Genomic DNA, 22,892 nt, shown 5'->3' on the forward strand with positions numbered 1-22,892 from the left:
TTTAAATTTATTGTGAAACCGATCCTAAAGTCCCAAAAGCTCAATAACGTCTGTTACGACATACGTGGGCCGGTGCTCGAGCTTGCTCAGCGCATGGAGGAAGAGGGTCACAAAATCATCAAATTAAACATCGGAAACGTAGGGGTTTTCGGTTTCGATCCGCCTGAAGAGATTCAGTTGGACATGATTCGCAATTTAAGTAATGCCTCAGCATATTCTGATTCCAAGGGAATCTTCGCTGCTCGTAAAGCCATCATGCAGTATTGCCAAGAAAAAGGCATTCAAGGCGTGACCTTAGATGATGTGTACACCGGCAATGGCGTTTCGGAACTCATCGTACTTTCAATGAACGCACTGTTGAATGACGGCGATGAAGTTTTGGTACCGATGCCGGATTATCCGCTCTGGACTGCAGCTGTGAGTTTGTCGAGTGGTACCCCTGTTCATTATCTTTGCGATGAATCCAAAGATTGGGCTCCGGACTTAAATGATCTGCGTAAAAAAATAACGCCGCGCACTAAAGCAATTGTGGTGATTAATCCAAATAATCCTACTGGTGCGATTTACTCCAAAGAAGTCTTAATTGAGATGATAAACATCGCTCGCGAACATGGTTTGATTTTGTTTGCCGATGAAATCTACGACAAGATGTTGTATGACGGTGAAAAGCATATTTCTCTAGCATCCTTATCAACTGATGTAGTCACCATCACCTTTAATGGCCTCTCTAAGAATTACCGTTCATGCGGCTACCGCGCTGGCTGGATGATTGTTTCGGGCGATAAAGAAATGGTGCGCGATTACATCGAAGGCCTCAATATGCTGGCCTCGATGCGCCTGTGTGCAAACGTGCCAGGTCAATACGCAATTCAAACTGCTTTGGGTGGTTATCAGAGTATTAATGACTTAGTTGGTGAGGGTGGCCGCCTTGCGAAGCAACGTGACCTTGCTTGGAAATTGATTACTGATATTCCTGGTGTTACCTGTGTGAAGCCGAAGTCAGCCTTGTATTTATTTCCAAGGTTAGACCCCGAGGTTTATCCAATTGAAGATGACCAACAATTTGTTGCTGATCTCCTGAAAGAAGAAAAAGTTTTGTTAGTGCAGGGCTCTGGTTTTAACTGGGGTAAGCCTGATCACTTCCGCGTAGTGTTCTTGCCTCACGAAGATGTTCTCAAGGAAGCTATTAGCCGCCTTGCCCGTTTTCTGGAGCGTTATCGTAATAAGCACAGCCGTAAGGCTTCTTCAACTGCAGCAAAGGCATCATGAAACCGATTCAAGTAGGTCTATTAGGTATTGGCACTGTTGGTGGTGGCGTATTTACCGTTCTCGAGCGCAACCAAGACGAGATTACACGTCGCGCTGGGCGTGGTATTCGAATTAATACGGTTGCCGATTTAAATGTAGAGCGCGCTAAAGAATTGGTCAAAGATCACGCCCAAGTAGTGAGTGATGCGCGTGCGGTGATTAATAACCCAGAGATCGATATTGTTGTTGAGCTCATTGGTGGCTACGGCATTGCTAAAGACTTGGTTCTTGAAGCTATTGCAGCTGGTAAGCATGTTGTTACAGCAAATAAGGCATTGATTGCCGTTCACGGTAATGAGATTTTTAAAGCAGCCCATGCTAAAGGCGTGATGGTGGCATTTGAAGCTGCTGTTGCTGGCGGCATCCCTATCATTAAAGCCTTGCGTGAAGGTTTAACAGCTAACCGCATTGAATGGGTCGCTGGCATTATCAATGGCACAACCAACTTCATCCTGTCGGAGATGCGTGACAAGGGTTTGGATTTTGGAACCGTTCTTAAAGAAGCACAACGTTTAGGTTACGCAGAAGCAGATCCTACTTTTGATATCGAAGGAGTGGATGCAGCTCATAAAGCAACTATCATGAGTGCGATTGCCTTTGGTATTCCAATGCAGTTTGAAAAAGCGCACGTTGAAGGTATTACCAAATTAGATGCGATTGATATTAAATACGCCGAACAATTGGGCTATCGCATTAAGTTGCTAGGCATTGCCAAGAAAACTACCTCTGGTGTCGAGCTACGCGTACACCCAACCTTAATTCCTTCGAAGCGTTTGATTGCAAACGTTGAAGGCGCTATGAATGCAGTACAAGTATTTGGTGATGCTGTCGGTACTACCTTGTATTATGGTAAAGGTGCAGGCTCCGAGCCAACTGCTTCTGCAGTGATTGCCGACTTAGTGGATATAACCCGTTTATTAAGTGCCGATGTAGCGCATCGCGTGCCTTACTTAGCCTTCCAACCAGATGCTGTTCATGACACACCCGTTCTCCCGATTGGCGAAATTACTACTAGCTACTACTTGCGCTTGCGTGTAGCAGATCAAGCTGGTGTATTGGCAGACATTACTAAGATTTTGGCTTCACATGGCGTATCTATTGATGCGCTCTTGCAAAAAGAAGCTGATGAAGGTGAAAGCCAAACTGATTTGGTGGCGTTGACTCATGAAACCAAAGAAAAGAACATGCTTGCCGCAATTAAAGAGATTCAAAATCTCAAAACGGTTGCTGGTGAGGTAGTGAAGATCCGTTTAGAAAATTTGTCTTAAGTAAAACTCAGCAAAATACATGCGTTACCAATCTACCCGTGGCAATAGTCCAGAACAATCCTTTCTAGAAATTTTATTGGGTGGATTGGCGCCTGATGGCGGCTTGTATTTGCCTACCCAGTATCCAAAAGTTACTGCGGCGCAATTAGATTCTTGGCGTGGTTTGTCCTACGCAGATCTTGCTTATGAAGTATTGAGCTTGTATTGCGACGATATTCCTGAGTCAGATTTAAGAGCGCTATTGCGTAAAACCTATACCGAGCAGGTGTATTGCAATGGCCGCCCTCAAGACAATGCTAAAGACATCACGCCGATACATTGGTTGGGTGAAGAGCATGGCGCACGTATTGGTCTTTTAAGTCTATCGAACGGTCCTACATTGGCTTTCAAAGATATGGCCATGCAGTTACTGGGCAACCTCTTTGAATATGCTTTAAAGAAAAATGGTCAGCATCTCAATATTTTGGGTGCTACTTCTGGTGATACTGGAAGTGCTGCTGAATATGCAATGCGTGGCAAAGAGGGCGTGAAGGTGTTCATGCTTTCTCCACGCGGCAAGATGAGTTCATTCCAGTCTGCGCAAATGTATTCCTTGCAAGACCCCAATATTTTTAACTTGGCAGTCGCTGGCGTCTTTGATGATTGCCAAGATATTGTTAAGGCAGTGAGCAATGATCACGCTTTTAAAGCTAAAAACCAAATTGGCACGGTGAACTCCATTAACTGGGGACGTGTAGTTGCTCAAGTGGTGTATTACTTCCAAGGATATCTCTTGGCTACTAAGTCTAGCTCCGAGAAAGTCTCATTCACTGTTCCTTCAGGTAACTTTGGCAACATCTGTGCTGGCCACATTGCCCGCATGATGGGATTGCCTATCGAGCACTTGATTGCTGCCACAAATGAGAATGATGTACTCGATGAGTTCTTCCGTACTGGTGTTTATCGGGCACGTAAGTCTGCTGAAACATTGCACACTTCAAGCCCTTCCATGGATATCTCCAAGGCCAGCAACTTTGAGCGTTTTGTATTTGATTTTATGGGTCAAGATGGCCAAGCCACTGCAGCTATGTTCAAGCAGGTGGATGAAGCAGGCGGCTTTGATATCTCAAAAGATGCTGTCTTTAAAGACCTTGGTAAGTATGGCTTTCAATCAGGTCGCAGTACTAACGAGAATCGCCTAGCAACGATTCGTGACATCGACCAACGTTATGGCGTCATGATTGATACGCATACTGCTGATGGTGTGAAGGTTGCCCGAGAGCATTTGCAAGCTGGCATACCGATGATAGTTCTCGAGACAGCATTACCGATTAAGTTTGAAGAGACGATTGAGATTGCTTTGGGTCGTCCCGCTGAATGTCCGCCGGCTTTTAAGGATATTAAGTCCAAGCCACAGCGTGTAGAGAATATTGATGCGGATGTAAATCAGGTGAAAACTTTCATCACTACACATCTGGGTTAATTTTTAACCCAGAAAAATTCAAGTAATAAAAAATCATATGACTAAGCCACCAATGTTGACCGCACAGCAGGCTTTGGACCATTTGCTTTCTCATGCTCAAGTTGTTGTTGAGAATGAAAAGGTTCCAATGCAAGCTGCTCTAGGGCGCGTGCTTGCTGAAAATGTGAATAGCTTAGTTGATGTGCCGCCTTTGGATAACACTTCTATGGACGGTTATGCTGTGCGAACTGCTGATACCCAATCAGTCGGTAGTGTTCTTAAAATTGCGCAACGTATTCCAGCTGGCTCAGTTGGAACGCAGCTGGAGTCAGGTACTGCTGCCAGAATCTTTACTGGTGCCCCTGTTCCTCCGGGCGCTGATGCAGTTGTGATGCAAGAAGATTGCACAACAGACAGCGAAACTAATCAGGTAACTATCAACATTGCACCAACATCAGGTCAGTGGATTCGCCGGAGGGGTGAGGATTTAACAACCGGCAAGGCTTGTTTAACTGCCGGCACATTTTTGCGCCCACAAGAGTTGGGGGTAGCAGCTTCAGCTGGTTTAACTCATTTGCATGTAAAACGTCGTGTAAAGGTTGCTGCATTCTTTACCGGTGATGAGTTAGCGCTTCCTGGTGAGCCACTGAAACCAGGTGGTATTTATAACTCGAATCGCGATACCTTATTAGCCTGTCTCAAATCATTGGGTTGTGACGCAACGGATTTAGGTATTGTTCCGGATCGTTTAGATGCAACGCGTGAGGCATTGCGCAAGGCTAGCAAAAATCATGACTTGATTATTACTTCTGGTGGTGTATCCGTTGGTGAAGAGGATCACATCAAGCCTGCAGTGACTGCTGAAGGAAGATTGGATTTATGGCAGATCGCCATTAAGCCTGGCAAGCCTCTGGCATTTGGTACGGTACGTAAATCATCTGAGCCCAAAGATGGTGAAGCTTGGTTTATTGGTTTACCTGGCAATCCTGTATCCAGTTTTGTGACCTTCCTACTGTTTGTACGTCCTTTTATTTTGAAGTTACAGGGTCGTGAAGCAAGGCAAGCTCAGTCCTACCCAATGCGCGCAGATTTTGATTGGTCAAAAGCGGATCGTCGCAATGAATTCTTGCGAGTCAAAATCAATGATCAAGGCGGTCTAGACTTATTCCCAAATCAAAGCTCTGGTGTACTTACGAGCGCTTCTTGGGGTGATGGCCTGGTTGACTGTCCCCCAAATCAGCCAATTAAAGCGGGTGATCTTGTGAAGTACATCCCCTTTGATGCGCTTCTCAAATAATCGGTTTACGATTAACTCATGAAACTCGAATTACGATTTTTTGCCTCACTACGTGAAGCGCTTGGCGTCTCGCAAGAGAGCGTCACTATTACGGATAACGTAAAAACGATTGCTGACCTCAGGGCGCACCTCGTTACGCGCGGCAATCCTTGGTCTGAAGTTTTAGCGGATGGCAAGGTATTGCGCTGTGCTCTAAATCAGCATATGGTTGATGCAAATACTGCATTACAAGATGGTGCTGAAGTGGCTTTCTTTCCACCAGTGACCGGAGGCTGATATGTCGATCAAAATCCAAGAAAGCGATTTTGACCTTAGCGCTGAAATAGCTGCGCTGCGCAAAGGCGATCCACGAGTGGGCGCAGTAGTCACCTTCTTGGGTACCGTGCGCGATATGAATGATGGTAGTCAAGTAAAGGGCATGACCCTTGAACATTACCCTGGTATGACTGAGAAGGCGCTAGAGCAAATTCTGGAGCAAGCTAAAGCACGTTGGGATATCTATCAAACCTTAGTCATTCATCGTGTTGGACCGCTACTACCTGAAGATCAAATCGTTTTGGTTGCTGTAACTAGTGCTCACAGGGGTGAAGCTTTTTCTGCCTGCGAGTTCATCATGGATTACCTTAAAACGGCAGCCCCATTCTGGAAAAAAGAAGATACCCCTGAAGGTGCTCGTTGGGTTGACGCCAGAGTGACTGACGAGGCTGCAATGGCCCGTTGGGAAATGAAGTAGTTCCCGTCAGTATTTCTCATTACCTATTTAATTTTAAAAAACGCCAATTTCTCTGACCGAGGAAGTTGCTTTAATTTGATCTCTGCCTTTGAGGCTTCAGATCGATCCGTATGCTCTTGTGTAGCTAAAAGGACAACTGGTCTGCGAGCTCTTGTATAGCGAGCGCCTTGCCCTGAGTTGTGAGCTTCTAGGCGATGTTCTAGACGGTTGGTGATGCCGGCATAGTAGGTGCCGTCAGCGCATTCCAGTAGGTAAACAAGCCAGGTCAAAATCGGTATAAATTCGCTTAAAAAGAAGGTCTAAAAACCTTGAAATTTGTCATATTGCCCTTATATTCTATAGATAGATATATGGAGTACATAAATGAGAATAGATAAATTAACAACTAAGTTTCAAGAGGCCTTAAGTGAGGCCCAAAGTATCGCTTTAGCCAAAGACAACCAATATATTGAGCCAGCCCATGTCTTGCTGGCAATGTTGCGTGATTCTGATGGTGGCGCAAAGAGCTTGCTAACAAGAGCGGGCGTCAATGTGGCCGGTCTCGAAAAAGGTGTGGAAAAAATTATCAGCAACCTTCCTGAAGTGCAGGGCACTAGCGGGGAAGTCCAGGTTGGCCGAGATCTCAGTAATTGGTTGAACTTGTGCGAAAAAGAAGCTAACAAACGCAATGATCAATTTATTGCTGGCGAGTTGTTCTTGTTGGTGGTTGCAGATGACAAAGGCGAGCTCGGCAAGGTTGCTCGCGAGAATGGCTTAAATCGTAAATCGTTAGAAGCGGCTATTGATTTAGTGCGCGGAGGAGAATCAGTGAATAGTGCAGATGCTGAAGGTCAACGTGAGGCCTTAAAGAAATACACAGTGGATTTAACAGAGCGTGCTCGCATGGGCAAGCTCGATCCAGTAATTGGTCGTGACGATGAGATTCGTCGCACCATTCAGATATTACAGCGCCGCGGTAAGAATAACCCTGTACTCATTGGTGAGCCAGGCGTGGGCAAAACAGCGATTGTTGAGGGCTTAGCCCAGCGCATTGTGAATGGCGAGGTTCCTGAAACACTGAAGAACAAACGTGTCTTGGTGCTGGATATGGCTTTGCTACTGGCTGGCGCTAAATACCGCGGTGAATTCGAAGAGCGTTTAAAGGCAGTTCTCAGTGACGTTGCTAAAGACGAGGGTCAAACCATTATCTTTATCGATGAGATTCATACGATGGTTGGCGCTGGTAAAGGCGATGGCGCTATGGATGCCGGCAATATGCTCAAGCCTGCCTTGGCGCGTGGTGAGTTGCATTGTATTGGCGCCACTACGCTCGATGAATATCGTAAGTACATCGAAAAAGATCCAGCGCTTGAGCGTCGTTTCCAGAAAGTGATTGTAGAAGAGCCTAGTGTTGAAGCAACGATTGCTATCTTGCGTGGTTTGCAAGAGCGCTATGAACTTCACCATGGTATTGAAATTACCGATCCAGCCATTGTGGCAGCTGCCGAGTTATCGCATCGCTATATTACTGATCGTTTCTTGCCAGATAAAGCTATTGACTTGATTGATGAAGCCGGTTCACGTATCCGCATGGAGATTGATTCCAAGCCAGAGGTGATGGACAAGCTCGAGCGCCGCCTCATTCAGTTAAAGATTGAACGTGAAGCCGTTAAGAAGGAAAAAGATGAGGCTTCTCAAAAGCGTCTGGGCTTAATCGAAGAAGAGATTAAGCGTCTTGGTGCTGAGTATGCCGATTTAGAGGAGATCTGGAAAGCGGAGAAGGGTGCTGTATTGGGTGCCGCCAATCTCAAAGAAGAAATCGAAAAAGTGAAAGCAGATATTGCGAAGCTGCAGCGCGATGGCAAGTTAGAGCAAGTTGCTGAATTGCAGTATGGCAAGCTACCTGAGCTCGAGGCAAAGTTGAAGTCTGCTGCTGCAGCAGAGGCTAAAGGCGATAAAGATGGTGTAGTGAAGAACAAATTACTGCGCACTCAAGTTGGCGCAGAAGAAATTGCAGAAGTGGTCTCTCGTGCGACTGGTATCCCGGTATCGAAGATGATGCAGGGTGAGCGCGACAAGTTATTGAAGATGGAAGAGCTCTTGCATAAGCGCGTGGTTGGCCAAGAAGAGGCTATTCGCGCAGTGTCTGACGCTATCCGTCGTTCACGTGCTGGCTTGGCGGAAGAGAATCGTCCGTATGGATCATTCTTATTCCTTGGGCCTACTGGCGTTGGTAAGACCGAGCTTTGTAAAGCATTAGCTGGTTTCTTGTTTGATAGTGAAGATCACCTTATTCGTATTGATATGAGTGAGTTCATGGAGAAGCATAGCGTGGCGCGTTTAATTGGAGCGCCTCCAGGTTATGTGGGTTACGAAGAGGGCGGTTACTTAACTGAGCAAGTGCGTCGTCATCCTTACAGCGTGATCTTGTTTGATGAAATCGAGAAAGCACATCCAGACGTATTTAACGTGCTACTGCAAGTGCTGGATGATGGTCGCTTGACGGATGGTCAAGGCCGCACTGTGGATTTCAAGAACACCGTGATTGTGATGACTAGCAATATTGGTTCGCATCTCATTCAGTCCATGACGGACAAAAAGCAGTCTGAGATTAAAGAGGCTGTATTTGAAGAGCTGAAGAATCATTTCCGCCCTGAGTTCTTAAATCGGATTGACGAAATCGTCGTGTTCCATGGTTTAGATAAGGGCAATATCGCGAATATTGCGAAGATCTTGCTGAAGAACTTGTCAGATCGCTTAGCAAAAGTGGATATGCAGCTTGAGGTGAGTGATGCTGCCTTAAATAAAATTGCGGAGGTCGGCTTTGACCCAGTCTTTGGAGCAAGGCCACTTAAGCGGGCAATTCAGCAGCACATCGAGAACCCTGTCTCTAAGATGATCTTGGAAGGCAAGTTTGGTCCTAAGGATGTGGTGCCAGTGGATGTTGATAAGGCGGGTGACTTTAGCTTTAGCCGTCAGGTTCACTAAGCAGTATAAAAAGTAGTTCAGCAGGAATATTCCTGCACCAGTAAACTCGGCACATGACTGTTGCGCTTAGTAGGCGTGCCAGTGATGTCCGGGTTATTGGTCTCATTAGCCTGGCTCACGGCAGCTCTCATTTTTTCCATTTAGTACTTCCTCCCATGTTCCCATGGTTGAAGGATGCTTTTGCACTAAGTTATGCCGAACTCGGCTTGCTGATGTCAGTTTTCTTTGTAGTGTCTTGTATTGCTCAGGCCACATCTGGTTTTCTAGTAGATCGCATAGGCGCACGACCGGTGTTGTTCGGTGGTGTTGGATTGCTGGTGCTTGCAGCCCTGGTGTATTCCCAAAGTAATGGTTATGCGATGTTGTTATTGGGGGCAGTCATTGCTGGCTGTGGTAATGGTATTTTTCACCCCGTTGATTACACGCTCATCAATCACAAGGTATCACCACCCAATCTTCCTTATGCATACTCAATGCATGGTGTAACGGGATATTTAGGTTGGGCAGCAGCTCCCGCCTTTATGGTTGCGATTGCGCAATTTTCTGATTGGCGTATTGCATTCTTGTCTGCTGCCTTACTAGAGGCATGTATCTTAGCGATCCTTTGGCTAAATAAAAGCTACCTCCTTGATAACGTCAAGGAGCGCCATGAGAATACCCATGCAAGCACCCAAGCCGCTAATCCTGGGCTTGCTCAGGAGAGTCCATTTGCGTTTCTGAAGTTAACTGCAGTTTGGTTATGCTGGATTTTCTTTTTCTTCAGCATGGCATCTACGTCGAGCTTGCAATCATTTGCTCCGAGTGCATTATTTAATATCTATCAAGTTCCTATAGATGTAGGAAGTTATTACATTACCTTGCTAGCACTTGGTAGTGCTGGCGGTGTTTTGTTTGGGGGTTATCTCGCCGCAAAACTTCAAGCACCAGAACGCATCGTTTCTACTTGTTTATCTGTAACGATTGTGATGTGCTTATTGCTGGGAGCGGGATTTATTCCGGTGAGTCTGATTCCAGTATTGTTCTTTGGATTGGGTTTTGGTTATGGTGTGGTTGCTCCATCAAGAGACCTCTTAGTGAAGTCGGTGACTCCTAAAGGGGTAGCGGGGCGTGTATATGGAATCGTTTATTCGGGAATTGATTTAGGCGCTGCTGTTGGCCCATTTATTTTCGGTTTCTTCATGGATGCTGTATTACCAAAGGCCTTGTTCTTTGGCATTGTTTTATTCCAATTGATGATCATTCCAACCGTGTTCAAGGTGTCAGCTGGAGTTGTGCCCAAGACCGCTTAATCGCAGCTTATAAATTTCATAATATGAAATGTCATTACGCTGCATAAAATTCCCTGCAGAAAGTACCTAGCCATTTCATTTCAATCAGTGGGTAGCCATTCCACATTGCAAAAAATACAATATAAGTTATTGAATTTAAATAACTAAATATTTTATTAAATTCCTTCAATTTTACTTGCTTGCTTTTTTGAACTAGCTAAACTCTTATATAAGACATAAGACTTAAATGAGTCTTAAGAGTCCTTAAATTTTGAAGTACTTGTTTAACTTAGGGAGAAAAACATGGCAGATCGCAAAGCAGAAATCGCAGCACTACAAAAAGACTGGGATACCAATCCACGCTGGAAAGGTATTACACGGGGTTACACGGCTGAGGACGTAGTACGTCTGCGCGGCTCATTGAAGATTGAGCACACTTTAGCTAAGCATGGCGCTGAGCGTCTTTGGGACTTAGTGAACAATGAAGCTTACGTAAACTGTTTAGGTGCTTTGACTGGTGGTCAAGCAATGCAACAAGTTAAAGCTGGCGTACAAGCTATTTACTTGTCAGGTTGGCAAGTTGCTGCTGACGGTAATTCTTACGCAGCAATGTATCCAGACCAATCTTTATATCCAGTAGATTCAGTTCCTAAGATGGTTGAGCGTATCAATAACTCATTCCAACGTGCTGATGAGATTCAAACAGCTAAAGGCATCAACAAAGGCGACGCAGGTTACATTGAGTATTTCGCTCCTATCGTTGCTGACGCTGAAGCTGGTTTCGGTGGCGTATTAAATGCTTTCGAATTGAGCAAAGCATTGATCAAACAAGGTGCTGCTGGCGTTCACTTCGAAGACCAATTGTCTTCTGTTAAGAAGTGCGGTCACTTGGGCGGCAAGGTATTGTTGCCAACTACAGAATCAGTACAAAAATTGATTTCTGCACGTTTGGCTGCCGATGTTATGGGTGTTTCTACCATCATCTTAGCTCGTACGGATGCTGAGGCTGCCGATTTGTTGACATCAGACTACGATGCAAATGACAAGCCATTCTTGACAGGTGAGCGCACTCCAGAAGGCTTCTATAAAACACGTAAAGGTTTGGATCAAGCGATCTCCCGTGGTTTGGCATATGCTGCTTACGCTGATATGGTTTGGTGTGAAACAGGTACGCCTGATCTTGAGTTTGCTCGTCAGTTTGCTGAAGCAATTCGTGCGAAGTTCCCAGGCAAGATGTTGGCTTACAACTGCTCACCATCTTTCAACTGGAAGAAGAACTTGGACGACGCAACTATTGCTAAGTTCCAACGTGAATTAGGCGCTATGGGTTACAAGTATCAGTTCATCACATTGGCTGGTATCCACTCTATGTGGTACAACATGTTTGACTTGGCTCAAGACTACATGCAGCGCGGTATGACTGCATACATCGAGAAAGTACAAGAGCCTGAGTTTGCTGCTCGTGACCGTGGTTACACATTCGTTTCACATCAGCAAGAAGTTGGCACTGGTTACTTCGACGACGTAACTACTGTTATTCAAGGTGGTAAGTCTTCTGTAACAGCGTTGACTGGTTCTACTGAGGAAGAGCAGTTCCACTAAGAATCCCTAAGTAGTACGTAGTAAGCAGTCATATACCAATGCTGCCGCGGCACCTAAATGACCCCACAAGGGTGACTTAGGTGCCGTTTTCGTTTACATTCTCCCCATGACCAATTGCGTACTCTGTAAAGACGAACTTAAGATCGAAGATGGGCAACTGATTTGGCGCGGAGATGACTGCCGTGTCATTCTGGTAAACGACCCCGACCTGCCTGGCTTCTGTCGGGTGATCTGGAATCGCCATGTAGCCGAGATGACTGATCTGACCTATGGTGAGCGCGATCATTTAATGGCTTTGGTGTTTGCTGTTGAAGAAGCTGTACGCCAAGTCATGCATCCAGATAAGGTGAATATTGCCGCCCTGGGTAACATGGTTCCCCACATTCATTGGCATGTCATCCCTAGATTTAAGGATGATGCATTCTTCCCAGGGTCGATTTGGTCAAATAAGACTCAAGATACTTCACTTGCAACACTAGATGCTAGAAGAAAAAAAGCGCAGGATTTGCCTGCCGCCATCAAAGCTGCGATTGCAGCACTTTCGTAAACATCAGGCTGATATTCATGAATTTATTTAAGCAATTAATTGTCGTTGTCGGAATTTTTCTGGCCGGTTGCTCCACTGTAGCAAACTACCAGGCAGATCTACAAACTTGGGTCGGTCAATCTGAGCAAGCTCTGGAGGCTGGTTGGGGGGTGCCAGTATCCATTGTGATTAGTGGGCCAACTCGATACTTAACTTATGCTCGTAATGATGGAGTCTATGTTCAAGGTGGTTATTGGGGTAGAACAGTGACTCCTTTGTATTGCTCAACAGTATTCTCAATTCAAAATAATATTGTGGTGCGGGCACAATTTCAGGGAAATGAGTGCACTGCCTATTAATCTTAGGGCGTATTCATTAGGGTTTGCCCGTTTTAGTCGAGATTTATTGCTATAACTATTGCAATAGAATTTGATACATATCCACTAACTTTTAAGGCTATCTATGCATTCGCTTAGCAAGTTTGCTTCAGCGCTGATTTCATGCTTTATCTTCAGTGTAGCTAGCGCTCAATCCGGCGTTAATAATCGGCCTGAGGCCCCAAAAAGACCTCAGCTACCCAAGGGGATGACTGCAATCGAGCCGGCTGCCTTGGATTTGCTCAAGGCAATGACAAATAAGCTTTCGGCAGCAAAGTCGATGCAATTTGAGGCTCTGGTCCAGTCTGAATTTCCATCAATTGATGGTCTTCCGGTAATTTATTCAACTGCCGCAAAGGTTGCGCTACAGCGTCCAAATAAATTTGATGTTGTCGTCTGGGGTGATGGTCCTTCGAGTGAGGTTCTATTCAATGGCAAGAAGCTATTTGCCTATAGCCCTGAAAAGAATCTCGTTGCTGTTAGTGATTGTCCGGACAATATTGATGAGGCTGCAAAATTTGCCTACGATAAAGCTGGCTTATTTTTTCCTGGCGATGACCTGATCCTTTCTAATCCCTATGAGCATTTAACCCAAGGCTTAACGGATGCTTTTGTAGTAGGTAAGACTAAGCTAGTTGGTGGTGTTGAAACCAATGTGATTGTGATGGCTGGTAGACAGTTACAAGGTCAAATTTGGATTGGAGCGAAGGACAATCTTCCTTATATGGCTTCCTGGATTTATCTTGGCGATAAATCTTTACCGAGAACAACGCTCCAATATAAGAATTGGAAGTTAAATACCAGTATTCCAGATGCACGTTTTGACGCCAGCAGATTCTCTAAAGCCCTCACCATTGAATTTGCGCAGCCAGATGCGCCACTTAAATAGAAGAATCGGGGACATCATATGAAAATTTTTGCTTATGTTTTATTAAGTTTGGTTGGATTAATAACATTAACTGCCACTACTGATACTCAAGCTTACTGGCATGGATATCGCGGGGGTTGGCGCGGTCCAGGCTGGGGTGGTGGATGTTGGCGTTGTGGACCTGGATGGGTTGGTCCAGCGGTGGTGGCAGGCGCTGAAGTTGTTGAGGGATCTACTGCACCGGTGGTAGTAGAGCAGGCTCCTCCCCCTGTTTATGTGCAGCAGCCTACTCAAGTAGTGGCGGCTCCTGCTCAACAGGTGGTATCTGCACCCGGACCAGCGGCTCCAGCGGGTACTTATTCCATTCCACCGGTTGGATCTACCTTCCCTAACTTGTTGCCGGGATGTTTTCTGGCGCCAAGAAATGGTATTAATTTCTACCAGTGCCAAGGATTTCGGATGAGGCCTCTATATGGCGGAAATGCTTTTTACTACCGAGTAGTTCCTGGATGAAAAAAACCACCTTCGGGTGGTTTTTTGTTCTCGTTAATATTCGATTTGAAAATCTAGATGAGTTTCTTTAACGCCTCTAGATACTTCTCTGGATTTAGTGGCTGACCTTCTCGCTGTGCTTCCCACATCACCTGTCCTAGACATTCCATGATGGCGTGTTGCGCATCATGCATTGAGCCTAGTTTCTGCGACAGCTTCTCCGCAATCTCTTTAATGCCCGGCGGTTGATTAATGGAGATCTGCTCACTGATCGACAGGTGCATTGATAGATGCAAGAACGGATTGGTTTCACCGCGTTCCGGGGTGTAGTCTTGTCCTAGGGCGCCTTCTGGATCCGTGAGTAAGTCGTGATATTCGGGATGCTCAACCATCCAATCACTTGCAAGTGTTTCCATGGGATCAAGAATATGATTCTCAGTCTTCTTTTTCCAGGTATCGCAGAAAAAACGACGTACTTCTTCACGGGTTGGATTAAATATCGCCACGAACTTTTCCTTTACCTGTTTTTTGTTTGAAACCGCACAAGGGTTCAACAATGCATTGTGCGCAATCTGGGTTGCGTGCCTTGCAAGTATATCGGCCATGCAGAATAAGCCAATGATGCGCATCTAATAGATATTCTTTGGGCACGCGCTTAAGTAATTGCTGCTCCACTTTGAGAACATCCTTGCCTGGCGCTAGGCCAGTTCGGTTGGATACTCTAAAAATATGAGTATCAACAGCCATGGCAATTTTTCCAAAGGCAGTGTTCAGAATGACGTTGGCTGTTTTTCTACCAACACCTGGAAGAGCCTCTAATTCTTCGCGAGTCTGTGGAACTTCGCCTCCATGCTTTTCAAGAAGTAGTCTGCAAGTTTCCTGAATATGTTTGCCCTTGGAGTTGAATAAGCCAATATGCTGAATATAGGGTCTGACACCTTTCTCGCCCAAGTCCAGCATGGCTTGTGGGGTATTGGCAACTTTATATAGCTCGCGTGTGCCCTTGTTGACTGATATATCGGTAGCTTGTGCAGATAGTAATACTGCAATTAATAGCTCAAATGGCGAGCTGTATTCCAGTTCAGTTTCTGGTTTAGGATTATTGGCTTTGAGCTGCTCAAAAAAAGCACGCCGCTTTTCTGGATTCATCATTGCTTTTGCTGTGCTCGTGCAATGGCTGCAGCAATGATGGCGCGCTTACGTTCTTGCTCTTTCAGTTCATCTGCTGATGATGGGTTTTCAGAATTGATCGCCACTAACTTGTTTGCAGCTTTTTTTGCCAAGCGATCATCATTATCTTTTTGTTCACGATCAAGACGTTGCTCGCGATCGTGATAGCGCTGACGAGAAACATCTGCTAAATCTTGAGACCAAGCATCCCAGCCAGTTTGATTGTCGGTCACATCAATCATGCTGATGCAATCTACGGGACATGGTGGAATACAAAGGTCACAACCCGTACACCATTCTGTCAACACCACATGCATTTGCTTGGAAGCCCCAACAATTGCATCAACAGGACAAGCCTGAATACATAAGGTGCAGCCAATGCATTTTTGAGGATCTATTAGCGCTACCGGTCTTGGGCGCTCAAATCCACACTCTGGATCGATAGTGGGGTGAAGATCAAAGGCATCTTGCGGGTAGATAGGTATCAAGACCTTACTAAGGCGTTTGATGCCTTCTATGCCACCGGGAGGGCAGCGGTTAGGTAGAGCATCGCCAGACGCCATTGCCTCAGCATATCCGTGGCAATCAGGGTAGCCGCATTTAGTGCACTGGGTCTGTGGAAGAATATCTTCCAGTTGATCGATGAGGTTATTGGAATGACTCATTGAAGTGCAATCTTCTTAAAATTAAAGGCTCCGAAGAGCCCTTAATTTATGCCGACTTAGTAGTCCGAGTAGCTGTTTTCTTCGTATTCTGATGCTCACGTATGAACGTTTTGATTTTCGGGTAAACCTTCTCACGCCAACGACGACCAGCAAAGATACCGTAGTGACCGGCACCAGCAACTTCATAATGGTCTTTATTATCTTTCGAGATGCCTGCACACAAATCATGTGCTGAGCGCGTTTGGCCGCTTCCGGAAATATCGTCAAGCTCACCTTCAATAGTGAGGAGTGCTGTCTTTTTAATATCTTGTGGTTTGACTAACTCACCAGATACTTTCCAGGTGCCATTAGGTAATGCATAGTCTTGGAAAACAGTTTTAATGGTATCGAGATAGAACTTGGAATCTAAATCTAGCACCGCGTTGTACTCATCATAGAAACGAATGTGAGATTCCGCATCCTGTTCATCTCCACGAACTAGGTTTTGGAAGTAATCCCAATGAGACTGTAAATGGTTCTGCGGGTTCATAGCGATAAAGCCAGTGTGCTGTAAGAAGCCTGGATAAACCTTGCGGCCAGCGCCTGGATATGTAGGTGGCACGCTATAAATCACGTGACTTTCAAACCACTCATAAGACTTTTGATCAGCCAAGTTATTTACGGCTGTTGGTGATTTGCGTGCATCAATTGGGCCACCCATCATGATCATAGAGCTTGGTGTTGCTTCACCAGCGCTTGCCATTAGAGAGATCGCGCCTAAAGTTGGAACGGTTGGTTGGCATACAGAAATAACATGTAAATTTTCTGCGCCGATAGTACGAATGAAGTCTTGAACATAATGAACGTAGTCATCAAGACCAAACTCGCCATCTTCTACTGGCACTAAGCGCGCATCAACCCAATCAGTGATGTAAACCTTGTGATCTTGCAAGAGGGTACGTACAGTATCGCGCAATAAAGTTGCGTGATGACCAGACATAGGAGCAACTACCAATACAACAGGATCTTGTTTGAGGCTCTTAATGGTTTCTACATCATCAGAAAAGCGCTTAAAACGAACTAGATTGCAAAAAGGTTTTGCAACGATTGTTCTTTCATGAATCGCGACTTCGTGACCATGTGCTTTAACAGAGCGAATGCCAAATTCTGGTTTCTTATAGTCTTTGCCTAGACGATAGAGAAGTTCATAGCTAGCTGCCAGTCGATCTGATCCTGGAACTTTGGAGGCAGGATTAGATGCATTAATAAAGGCTTCAGAAGCGGCGCGCGCCCATGAGCTAACAGGTTGAAGTAGAGCTTTTTGAAATTCGTGTAACTGATATAGCATGGTACCTCCGGTAATTCAGTGTATCCGCTTATTACGCTTAATTAAGCTAATACGCGGGCGATTGCTTTAGCCACCTTATCAATATTTTTAGTATTGAGTGCTGCAACACAAATGCGTCCAGTAGATAGGGCATAAATGCCGTCCTCTTTCTGTAAGCGCTCAACTTGCTCAGCCGTTAAGCCTGAGTAAGAAAACATGCCACGCTGCTTCTCGATAAAAGCAAAGTCTTGCTTCACTCCAGCGGCAGCGAGTTTTTCAACCAGACCATGACGCATTGATTTAATGCGATCACGCATTTCTGCCAACTCATCTTCCCAGAGCTTTCGTAACTCTGGTGAGTTCAAAACAGCAGCAGCAATTGCGGCGCCATGAGTTGGGGGGTTGGAGTAGTTGGTTCGGATCACACGCTTTAATTGCGAAAGCACGCGAGTAGATTCATCTTTGCTTTGTGTCACGATAGACAGGGCGCCAACACGCTCGCCATAGAGCGAGAAAGACTTAGAAAAAGAGCTAGATACAAAGAAAGACATGCCTGATTCAGCAAAGAGGCGCACAGCAATACCATCTTGCTCAATCCCAGCCGCAAAGCCTTGGTAGGCCATATCTAAGAAGGGGATGAGACCTTTGTTTTTACAGATGTCGATCACTTGACGCCATTGCGCCTCAGTAATATCCGCGCCAGTTGGATTGTGGCAGCAAGCATGCAACAACACGGTCGTGTTCTTTGGGAATGACTCTAAAGATTTCACCATGCCATCAAAATCGACACCGCGAGTTTTGCCGTCGAAGTAGGTGTACTCCACTACATCAAAGCCAGCGGATTCAAAAATACCGCGATGGTTTTCCCAAGTTGGGTTACTAATCGCGCAAGGTGCATTTAGGTTTAGGCGCTTAATAAAATCAGCGCCAACTCGTAATGCACCTGTACCGCCAAGACATTCAGCAGTCACAACGCGACCATCTTTGATGAGTGATGATTCAGCACCAAACAATAAATTTTGCACTGCACTGTTATATGGATTTGGGCCTTCAATAGGGATATAACTACGTGGCGAGTGTTTTGCAACAATTGCCTCTTCCGCTTTAATTACTGCCTTCAAAAGTGGAACCTTGCCTTCGTCTGTGTAATAAACGCCAACACCTAAATTTACTTTGTCAGCACGTTGGTCTGCAACGTAGGCTTCTGTGAGGCCAAAAATAGGATCTTTAGGGGCTAATTGAACGGAGGCAAACAGTGTCATTTGAGGTCGAAATTGGTAGTTAGAGGGTAATTAGAGGTCGTTTTGTTCGTAATTGACGTTAAATTCAGCTTAATTGTCGGTTTTTGAGGCCAGAATCAACTATTTCCTAAGAAAAACGGCAAAATCATTGTTTGTACAAAATTCGCTGTGAAGAAAACTCACAGATGAAATGATAGCCGAGATGCCCCCTAAGTTACCGAAAACTGGATCAAAAACTGAAGTAAAAGCGGTTGAGAAAAGCCCTGCTGCGGATCCTTTGGGTGAGGCTGGTCACGACCTGGATCCAGCCAAGTTCGTTACCTTCCCAGACTCCCCTTACCAGCTCTATCAGCCATTTTCCCCTGCTGGAGACCAGCCACAGGCTATTGATGCCCTGGTGGAGGGTGTTGAGGATGGATTGACCTTCCAGACGCTTTTGGGGGTTACCGGCTCCGGCAAGACCTTCACCATGGCCAATGTGATCGCTAGAACCGGTCGTCCAGCCATCATTTTTGCCCCTAATAAGACCCTAGCTGCCCAGCTTTATAGTGAATTTAGGGAGTTTTTCCCTAGAAACGCAGTTGAGTACTTTGTCAGTTATTACGACTATTACCAGCCAGAGGCCTACGTTCCACAGCGTGATCTCTTTATTGAAAAAGACTCTTCGATTAACGAGCACATCGAGCAGATGCGCTTATCCGCGACCAAGAGTTTGTTAGAGCGTCGTGACGTCATCATTGTTGCAACAGTATCGGCAATTTACGGCATTGGTAATCCTGGCGATTATCACAGTATGGTGATGACTTTGCGTCCAGGTGACAAGATGAGTCAGCGCGATATTTTGATGCGCCTCATTGCTATGCAATACGACCGCAATGAAACTGATTTCAAGCGCGGCGTATTTCGAGTACGTGGCGATACGATTGATATTTTCCCAGCTGAACATAATGAGCTGGCAGTACGCGTTGAGTTGTTTGACGATGTCATCGAAAGTTTGCAATTCTTCGATCCTCTCACTGGAAAAATTCGTCAGAAGATTCCACGGTTTACCGTATACCCAAGTTCGCACTACGTGACTCCGCGCGACACAGTTCTGAAAGCCATCGAAACAATCAAAACAGAATTGCGCACTCGCTTAGATGAGTTTGTAAAAGATGGCAAGTTAGTTGAAGCACAACGTCTTGAGCAACGTACTCGATTTGATTTGGAGATGCTTAATGAGTTAGGTTTCTGTAAGGGTATTGAGAACTACTCCCGTCACCTGTCTGGCGCCGCCCCTGGCGAGGCCCCGCCAACGCTGGTGGACTATTTGCCAAATGACGCGTTGATGTTCCTAGACGAGAGCCACGTGCTGATTGGGCAGCTTAATGCCATGTACAACGGCGATAAATCTCGTAAACATACTTTGGTGGAATTTGGTTTCCGCTTGCCTTCGGCAATGGACAATCGCCCGCTCAAATTTACTGAGTTCGAAACGAAGATGCGTCAAACTATTTTTGTTTCTGCAACACCTGCTGATTATGAAAAAGAACATCAAGGTCAAGTAGTTGAGCAAGTTGCTAGACCAACGGGGTTAGTGGATCCTGAGATTGAAGTCTTGCCAGCAAGCACGCAGGTCGATGATTTGTTAGATCAAATTCATGCACGCGTCAAAGTGGGTGAGCGTGTATTGGTCACTGTATTGACTAAGCGTATGGCGGAGCAATTAACAGACTATCTTTCAGACAATGGTGTAAAGGTGCGCTATGTTCACTCGGATATCGATACTGTGGAGCGTGTAGAAATTTTGCGTGACTTACGCTTAGGTGTCTTTGATGTACTAGTCGGTATTAATTTATTGCGTGAAGGTTTGGACATTCCTGAGGTATCTCTCGTTGCAATTTTGGATGCCGATAAAGAAGGCTTCTTACGTTCTGAGCGCAGCTTGATTCAGACCATTGGACGAGCGGCTCGCAATGTGCGCGGTAAAGCCATTTTGTATGCCGATCGCATCACAGACTCCATGAAGCGGGCGATGGGGGAGACTGAAAGGCGCAGAACCAAGCAAGTTGCTTTCAATAAGCTCCATGGTATTGAGCCCAAAGGGGTCCAAAAGCGTATTAAAGACATTATTGATGGCGTTTACGACGTCAAAGAGAAGCGCCAGGAGATGCAGACTGAGCAGGAGCGGGCTCGCTATGAGGATATGGGCGAGAAGGATTTAGCAGCTGAAATTAAGCGCCTAGAGAAACAAATGAACTCCGAAGCTAAGAATTTAGAGTTTGAAAAGGCTGCCAGCACCCGCGATAGGCTTACCAAGGTCAAAGAAATGGCTTTTGGAGCCCGATCTAGGGACTCTGTCTAGAGTCAAGTAGCTAATTCCTGGCTTGTATTGAGGTTTTTGGGATAATTCCCGAGCAGATTGCTAGGGATTATGTTAAAGTTGAGTGGAATGGTCGGGTATTACCCGCCCGACTGTTAGCTGTCCATAACAATCCATTACCAAGGTGACATATGAGACTTACAACCAAAGGTCGTTTTGCAGTAACCGCAATGATTGATTTAGCCCTGCGTGAAACGCATGGCCCTGTAACTTTGGCCGGAATTAGCCAAAGACAAAAGATTTCCCTTTCTTACCTCGAGCAATTGTTCGGCAAATTACGCCGCTTCAATATCGTGGAGAGCACGCGTGGTCCCGGCGGTGGTTACACCCTGGCCCGCCCCTCTTCAGAGGTGAGTGTTGCCGATATTATTGTTGCGGTCGATGAGCCTCTCGATGCAACTCAATGCGGCGGCAAAGGAAATTGCCATTCCGATGATGAGAATCATGGTCGCTGTATGACGCACGATCTCTGGAGCAATCTCAACTCTAAAATGGTCGAGTACCTGAGTTCGGTGAGCTTAAAAGATTTAGTGCATCAACAAGAAGGGCGCGGTATCGTCATTCAAGATATGCGCCAGAAGAAAATTAAAGTTGAAAGTTCAAAAGCTGAAAAACTAGCTCCAGCACTTGCGGCTAAAAAAGAAGCGGCGCCAAAAGCACCATTAGTGAATTCAGTATTCAATTTGGCACGCCAAAGTTAATAACAAATCACCTAACAATAGATAAATCATGAACGCACCACAAGCTTTACCGCAGCAACCGGTTCCTATGTTTAGCCCTGAACACTTCCCTGTGTACATGGACTATTCGGCTACTACACCGATTGATCCTCGCGTGGTTGACAAAATGTTGCCTTACTTACGTGAGCAGTTTGGTAATGCCGCTTCCCGTAGCCATGCTTATGGATGGGCTGCAGAAGAAGCGGTTGAGTGGGCGCGTTCTGAGGTTGCTCAATTAGTGCACGCTGATCCAAGAGAAATTGTGTTTACTAGTGGCGCTACTGAAAGTATTAATTTGGCCTTAAAAGGTGCTGCGCATTTCTACAAGGATCGTGGCAACCACATCATCACCGTTAAGACCGAGCACAAAGCTACTTTAGATACTTGTCGTGAGCTCGAGCGCGAAGGTTATGAAGTCACTTATTTAGACGTATTGCCAAATGGCTTGATTGATTTTGCACAGCTTGAAGCTGCGATGAAGCCAGGTACGATTTTGGCATCAGTAATGTATGTCAATAATGAAATTGGTGTTGTGCAAGACATTCCTGCGATTGGTGATTTGTGTCGTTCGCGCGGTGTGATTTTGCACGTAGATGCGGCTCAAGCTACTGGCAAAATAGAAATCGATCTTGAAAAGATCAAAGTAGATTTGATGAGTTTTTCTGCGCACAAGAGTTATGGTCCAAAAGGTATTGGTGCTTTGTTTGTACGTCGTAAGCCCCGTATCCGCATTGAAGCGCAGATTCATGGTGGCGGTCACGAGCGCGGCATGCGTTCGGGAACTCTTGCGGTTCACCAGATCGTAGGCTTGGGCGAGGCATTTCGCATTGCCCGTATCGAGATGGCAGAAGAGAACAAACGTATCCGTGCCTTGCGCGATCGCTTGCTCAATGGTCTGAAGGATATTGAAGAGGTCTATGTCAATGGCGACATGGATGATCGTGTTCCCCATAACCTTAATATTAGTTTTAACTATGTTGAAGGCGAGTCTATGTTGATGGCGCTTAAGGATTTAGCGATCTCATCTGGTTCAGCATGCACCTCCGCCTCCCTTGAGCCTTCTTACGTGTTGCGTGCCTTGGGCCGTAACGATGAGTTAGCGCACAGCTCTATACGCTTTACCTTAGGCCGCTTTACAACTGAAGAAGAAGTCGATTTCACCATCAAGTTGGTGAAAGAAAAGATTGCCAAGTTGCGTGAGCTATCACCACTTTGGGAAATGTATAAAGATGGGATCGATCTCAGCACGATTCAATGGGCAGCACACTAAAAATATAAATAC

22 protein-coding genes are annotated in these 22,892 nt (G+C 45.7%); 16 read left to right on the forward strand and 6 right to left on the reverse strand.

From position 1 onward, the window contains the following. Nucleotides 1–12 precede the first annotated feature (12 nt). Genes AOC20_RS02335 through moaE form a run of 6 tightly spaced genes read left to right on the forward strand, consistent with a single transcriptional unit; the run spans nt 13 to nt 6,047 of the window. The gene (locus AOC20_RS02335) at nt 13–1,269 is read left to right on the forward strand and encodes a pyridoxal phosphate-dependent aminotransferase (protein ID WP_215361119.1); all 1,257 of its coding nucleotides are present in this window, start codon (nt 13–15) and stop codon (nt 1,267–1,269) included. Further along, nucleotides 1,266–2,576, forward strand: coding sequence for a homoserine dehydrogenase (locus tag AOC20_RS02340; RefSeq protein ID WP_215361121.1), 1,311 nt, complete (start codon nt 1,266–1,268; stop codon nt 2,574–2,576). The genes AOC20_RS02335 and AOC20_RS02340 overlap by 4 nt, the downstream gene beginning before the upstream one ends. Before the next feature lie 19 nt (nt 2,577–2,595). Then, complete coding sequence (thrC, locus tag AOC20_RS02345; RefSeq protein ID WP_215361123.1) at nt 2,596–4,038, forward strand: threonine synthase; 1,443 nt, start codon at nt 2,596–2,598, stop codon at nt 4,036–4,038. A gap of 37 nt (nt 4,039–4,075) precedes the next feature. After that, nucleotides 4,076–5,314, forward strand: coding sequence for a molybdopterin molybdotransferase MoeA (locus AOC20_RS02350; protein WP_251373133.1), 1,239 nt, complete (start codon nt 4,076–4,078; stop codon nt 5,312–5,314). Nucleotides 5,315–5,332: 18 nt separating this feature from the next. Next, nucleotides 5,333–5,590 (forward strand): molybdopterin converting factor subunit 1, encoded by a 258-nt coding sequence (gene moaD, locus AOC20_RS02355; RefSeq protein WP_215361124.1) that lies wholly within the window; start codon nt 5,333–5,335, stop codon nt 5,588–5,590. Nucleotide 5,591: 1 nt separating this feature from the next. Continuing rightward, on the forward strand, nt 5,592–6,047 hold the full coding sequence (gene moaE, locus AOC20_RS02360; protein ID WP_215361126.1) for a molybdopterin synthase catalytic subunit MoaE: 456 nt from the start codon (nt 5,592–5,594) through the stop codon (nt 6,045–6,047). Between the two features lie 23 nt (nt 6,048–6,070). Here the strand turns inward: moaE and AOC20_RS02365 are convergent, their stop codons facing one another. After that, on the reverse strand, nt 6,071–6,316 hold the full coding sequence (locus AOC20_RS02365) for a GIY-YIG nuclease family protein (RefSeq protein WP_215361127.1): 246 nt from the start codon (nt 6,314–6,316) through the stop codon (nt 6,071–6,073). Between the two features lie 94 nt (nt 6,317–6,410). Between AOC20_RS02365 and clpB the strand changes: the two genes are divergently transcribed. From clpB to AOC20_RS02400, 7 genes are all read left to right on the forward strand, one after another. After that, entirely contained in the window at nt 6,411–9,014 is a 2,604-nt protein-coding gene (gene clpB / locus AOC20_RS02370) for an ATP-dependent chaperone ClpB (protein WP_215361129.1), read from the forward strand. 53 nt (nt 9,015–9,067) lie between these two features. Further along, on the forward strand, nt 9,068–10,303 hold the full coding sequence (locus AOC20_RS02375; protein ID WP_215361130.1) for an MFS transporter: 1,236 nt from the start codon (nt 9,068–9,070) through the stop codon (nt 10,301–10,303). A 282-nt stretch (nt 10,304–10,585) separates the two neighbouring features. Further along, nucleotides 10,586–11,884 carry an isocitrate lyase gene (aceA, locus tag AOC20_RS02380; RefSeq protein WP_215361133.1) on the forward strand — a complete coding sequence of 433 codons (1,299 nt, stop codon included), beginning with the start codon at nt 10,586–10,588 and terminating at the stop codon, nt 11,882–11,884. Between the two features lie 106 nt (nt 11,885–11,990). Beyond that, a complete protein-coding gene (locus AOC20_RS02385) occupies nt 11,991–12,431 on the forward strand; it encodes an HIT family protein (protein WP_215361135.1) in 441 nt (146 codons plus the stop codon). Nucleotides 12,432–12,448: 17 nt separating this feature from the next. Then, on the forward strand, nt 12,449–12,769 hold the full coding sequence (locus AOC20_RS02390) for a hypothetical protein (protein WP_215361137.1): 321 nt from the start codon (nt 12,449–12,451) through the stop codon (nt 12,767–12,769). A gap of 226 nt (nt 12,770–12,995) precedes the next feature. Further along, a complete protein-coding gene (locus AOC20_RS02395) occupies nt 12,996–13,676 on the forward strand; it encodes a DUF2092 domain-containing protein (RefSeq protein ID WP_215361139.1) in 681 nt (226 codons plus the stop codon). Between the two features lie 18 nt (nt 13,677–13,694). After that, nucleotides 13,695–14,168: a hypothetical protein gene (locus AOC20_RS02400; protein ID WP_215361140.1), complete on the forward strand. Its 474-nt coding sequence runs from the start codon at nt 13,695–13,697 to the stop codon at nt 14,166–14,168. Between the two features lie 53 nt (nt 14,169–14,221). Here AOC20_RS02400 and AOC20_RS02405 read toward each other — a convergent pair whose 3' ends face one another. The 5 genes from AOC20_RS02405 to AOC20_RS02425 are packed head-to-tail and all read right to left on the reverse strand — an operon-like array spanning nt 14,222 to nt 18,550. Further along, on the reverse strand, nt 14,222–14,647 hold the full coding sequence (locus AOC20_RS02405) for a DUF1841 family protein (RefSeq protein ID WP_215362113.1): 426 nt from the start codon (nt 14,645–14,647) through the stop codon (nt 14,222–14,224). After that, nucleotides 14,640–15,296: an endonuclease III gene (gene nth / locus AOC20_RS02410; RefSeq protein ID WP_215362111.1), complete on the reverse strand. Its 657-nt coding sequence runs from the start codon at nt 15,294–15,296 to the stop codon at nt 14,640–14,642. Before nth ends, AOC20_RS02405 begins: the two co-directional genes overlap by 8 nt. After that, a complete protein-coding gene (rsxB, locus tag AOC20_RS02415) occupies nt 15,296–15,982 on the reverse strand; it encodes an electron transport complex subunit RsxB (protein ID WP_215361142.1) in 687 nt (228 codons plus the stop codon). The genes nth and rsxB overlap by 1 nt, the downstream gene beginning before the upstream one ends. Nucleotides 15,983–16,028: 46 nt before the next feature. After that, entirely contained in the window at nt 16,029–17,309 is a 1,281-nt protein-coding gene (locus AOC20_RS02420) for a polyhydroxyalkanoate depolymerase (RefSeq protein ID WP_215361144.1), read from the reverse strand. Between the two features lie 41 nt (nt 17,310–17,350). Beyond that, nucleotides 17,351–18,550 (reverse strand): amino acid aminotransferase, encoded by a 1,200-nt coding sequence (locus AOC20_RS02425; RefSeq protein WP_215361146.1) that lies wholly within the window; start codon nt 18,548–18,550, stop codon nt 17,351–17,353. Nucleotides 18,551–18,731: 181 nt separating this feature from the next. Here AOC20_RS02425 and uvrB point away from each other — a divergent pair, with 181 nt between their 5' ends. The 3 genes from uvrB to AOC20_RS02440 all read left to right on the forward strand — a co-directional run bounded on the left by uvrB (nt 18,732) and on the right by AOC20_RS02440 (nt 22,880). Beyond that, nucleotides 18,732–20,873, forward strand: a complete 2,142-nt coding sequence (uvrB, locus tag AOC20_RS02430) for an excinuclease ABC subunit UvrB (protein ID WP_433915463.1) — start codon at nt 18,732–18,734, stop codon at nt 20,871–20,873. A gap of 149 nt (nt 20,874–21,022) precedes the next feature. Then, nucleotides 21,023–21,592, forward strand: a complete 570-nt coding sequence (locus AOC20_RS02435; RefSeq protein ID WP_215361147.1) for a Fe-S cluster assembly transcription factor — start codon at nt 21,023–21,025, stop codon at nt 21,590–21,592. Between the two features lie 28 nt (nt 21,593–21,620). Then, nucleotides 21,621–22,880 carry an IscS subfamily cysteine desulfurase gene (locus AOC20_RS02440; protein ID WP_215361148.1) on the forward strand — a complete coding sequence of 420 codons (1,260 nt, stop codon included), beginning with the start codon at nt 21,621–21,623 and terminating at the stop codon, nt 22,878–22,880. Nucleotides 22,881–22,892: the final 12 nt, after the last annotated feature.

The sequence above is a fragment of the Polynucleobacter ibericus genome (assembly GCF_018687955.1).
GTDB classification, from domain to species: domain Bacteria; phylum Pseudomonadota; class Gammaproteobacteria; order Burkholderiales; family Burkholderiaceae; genus Polynucleobacter; species Polynucleobacter ibericus.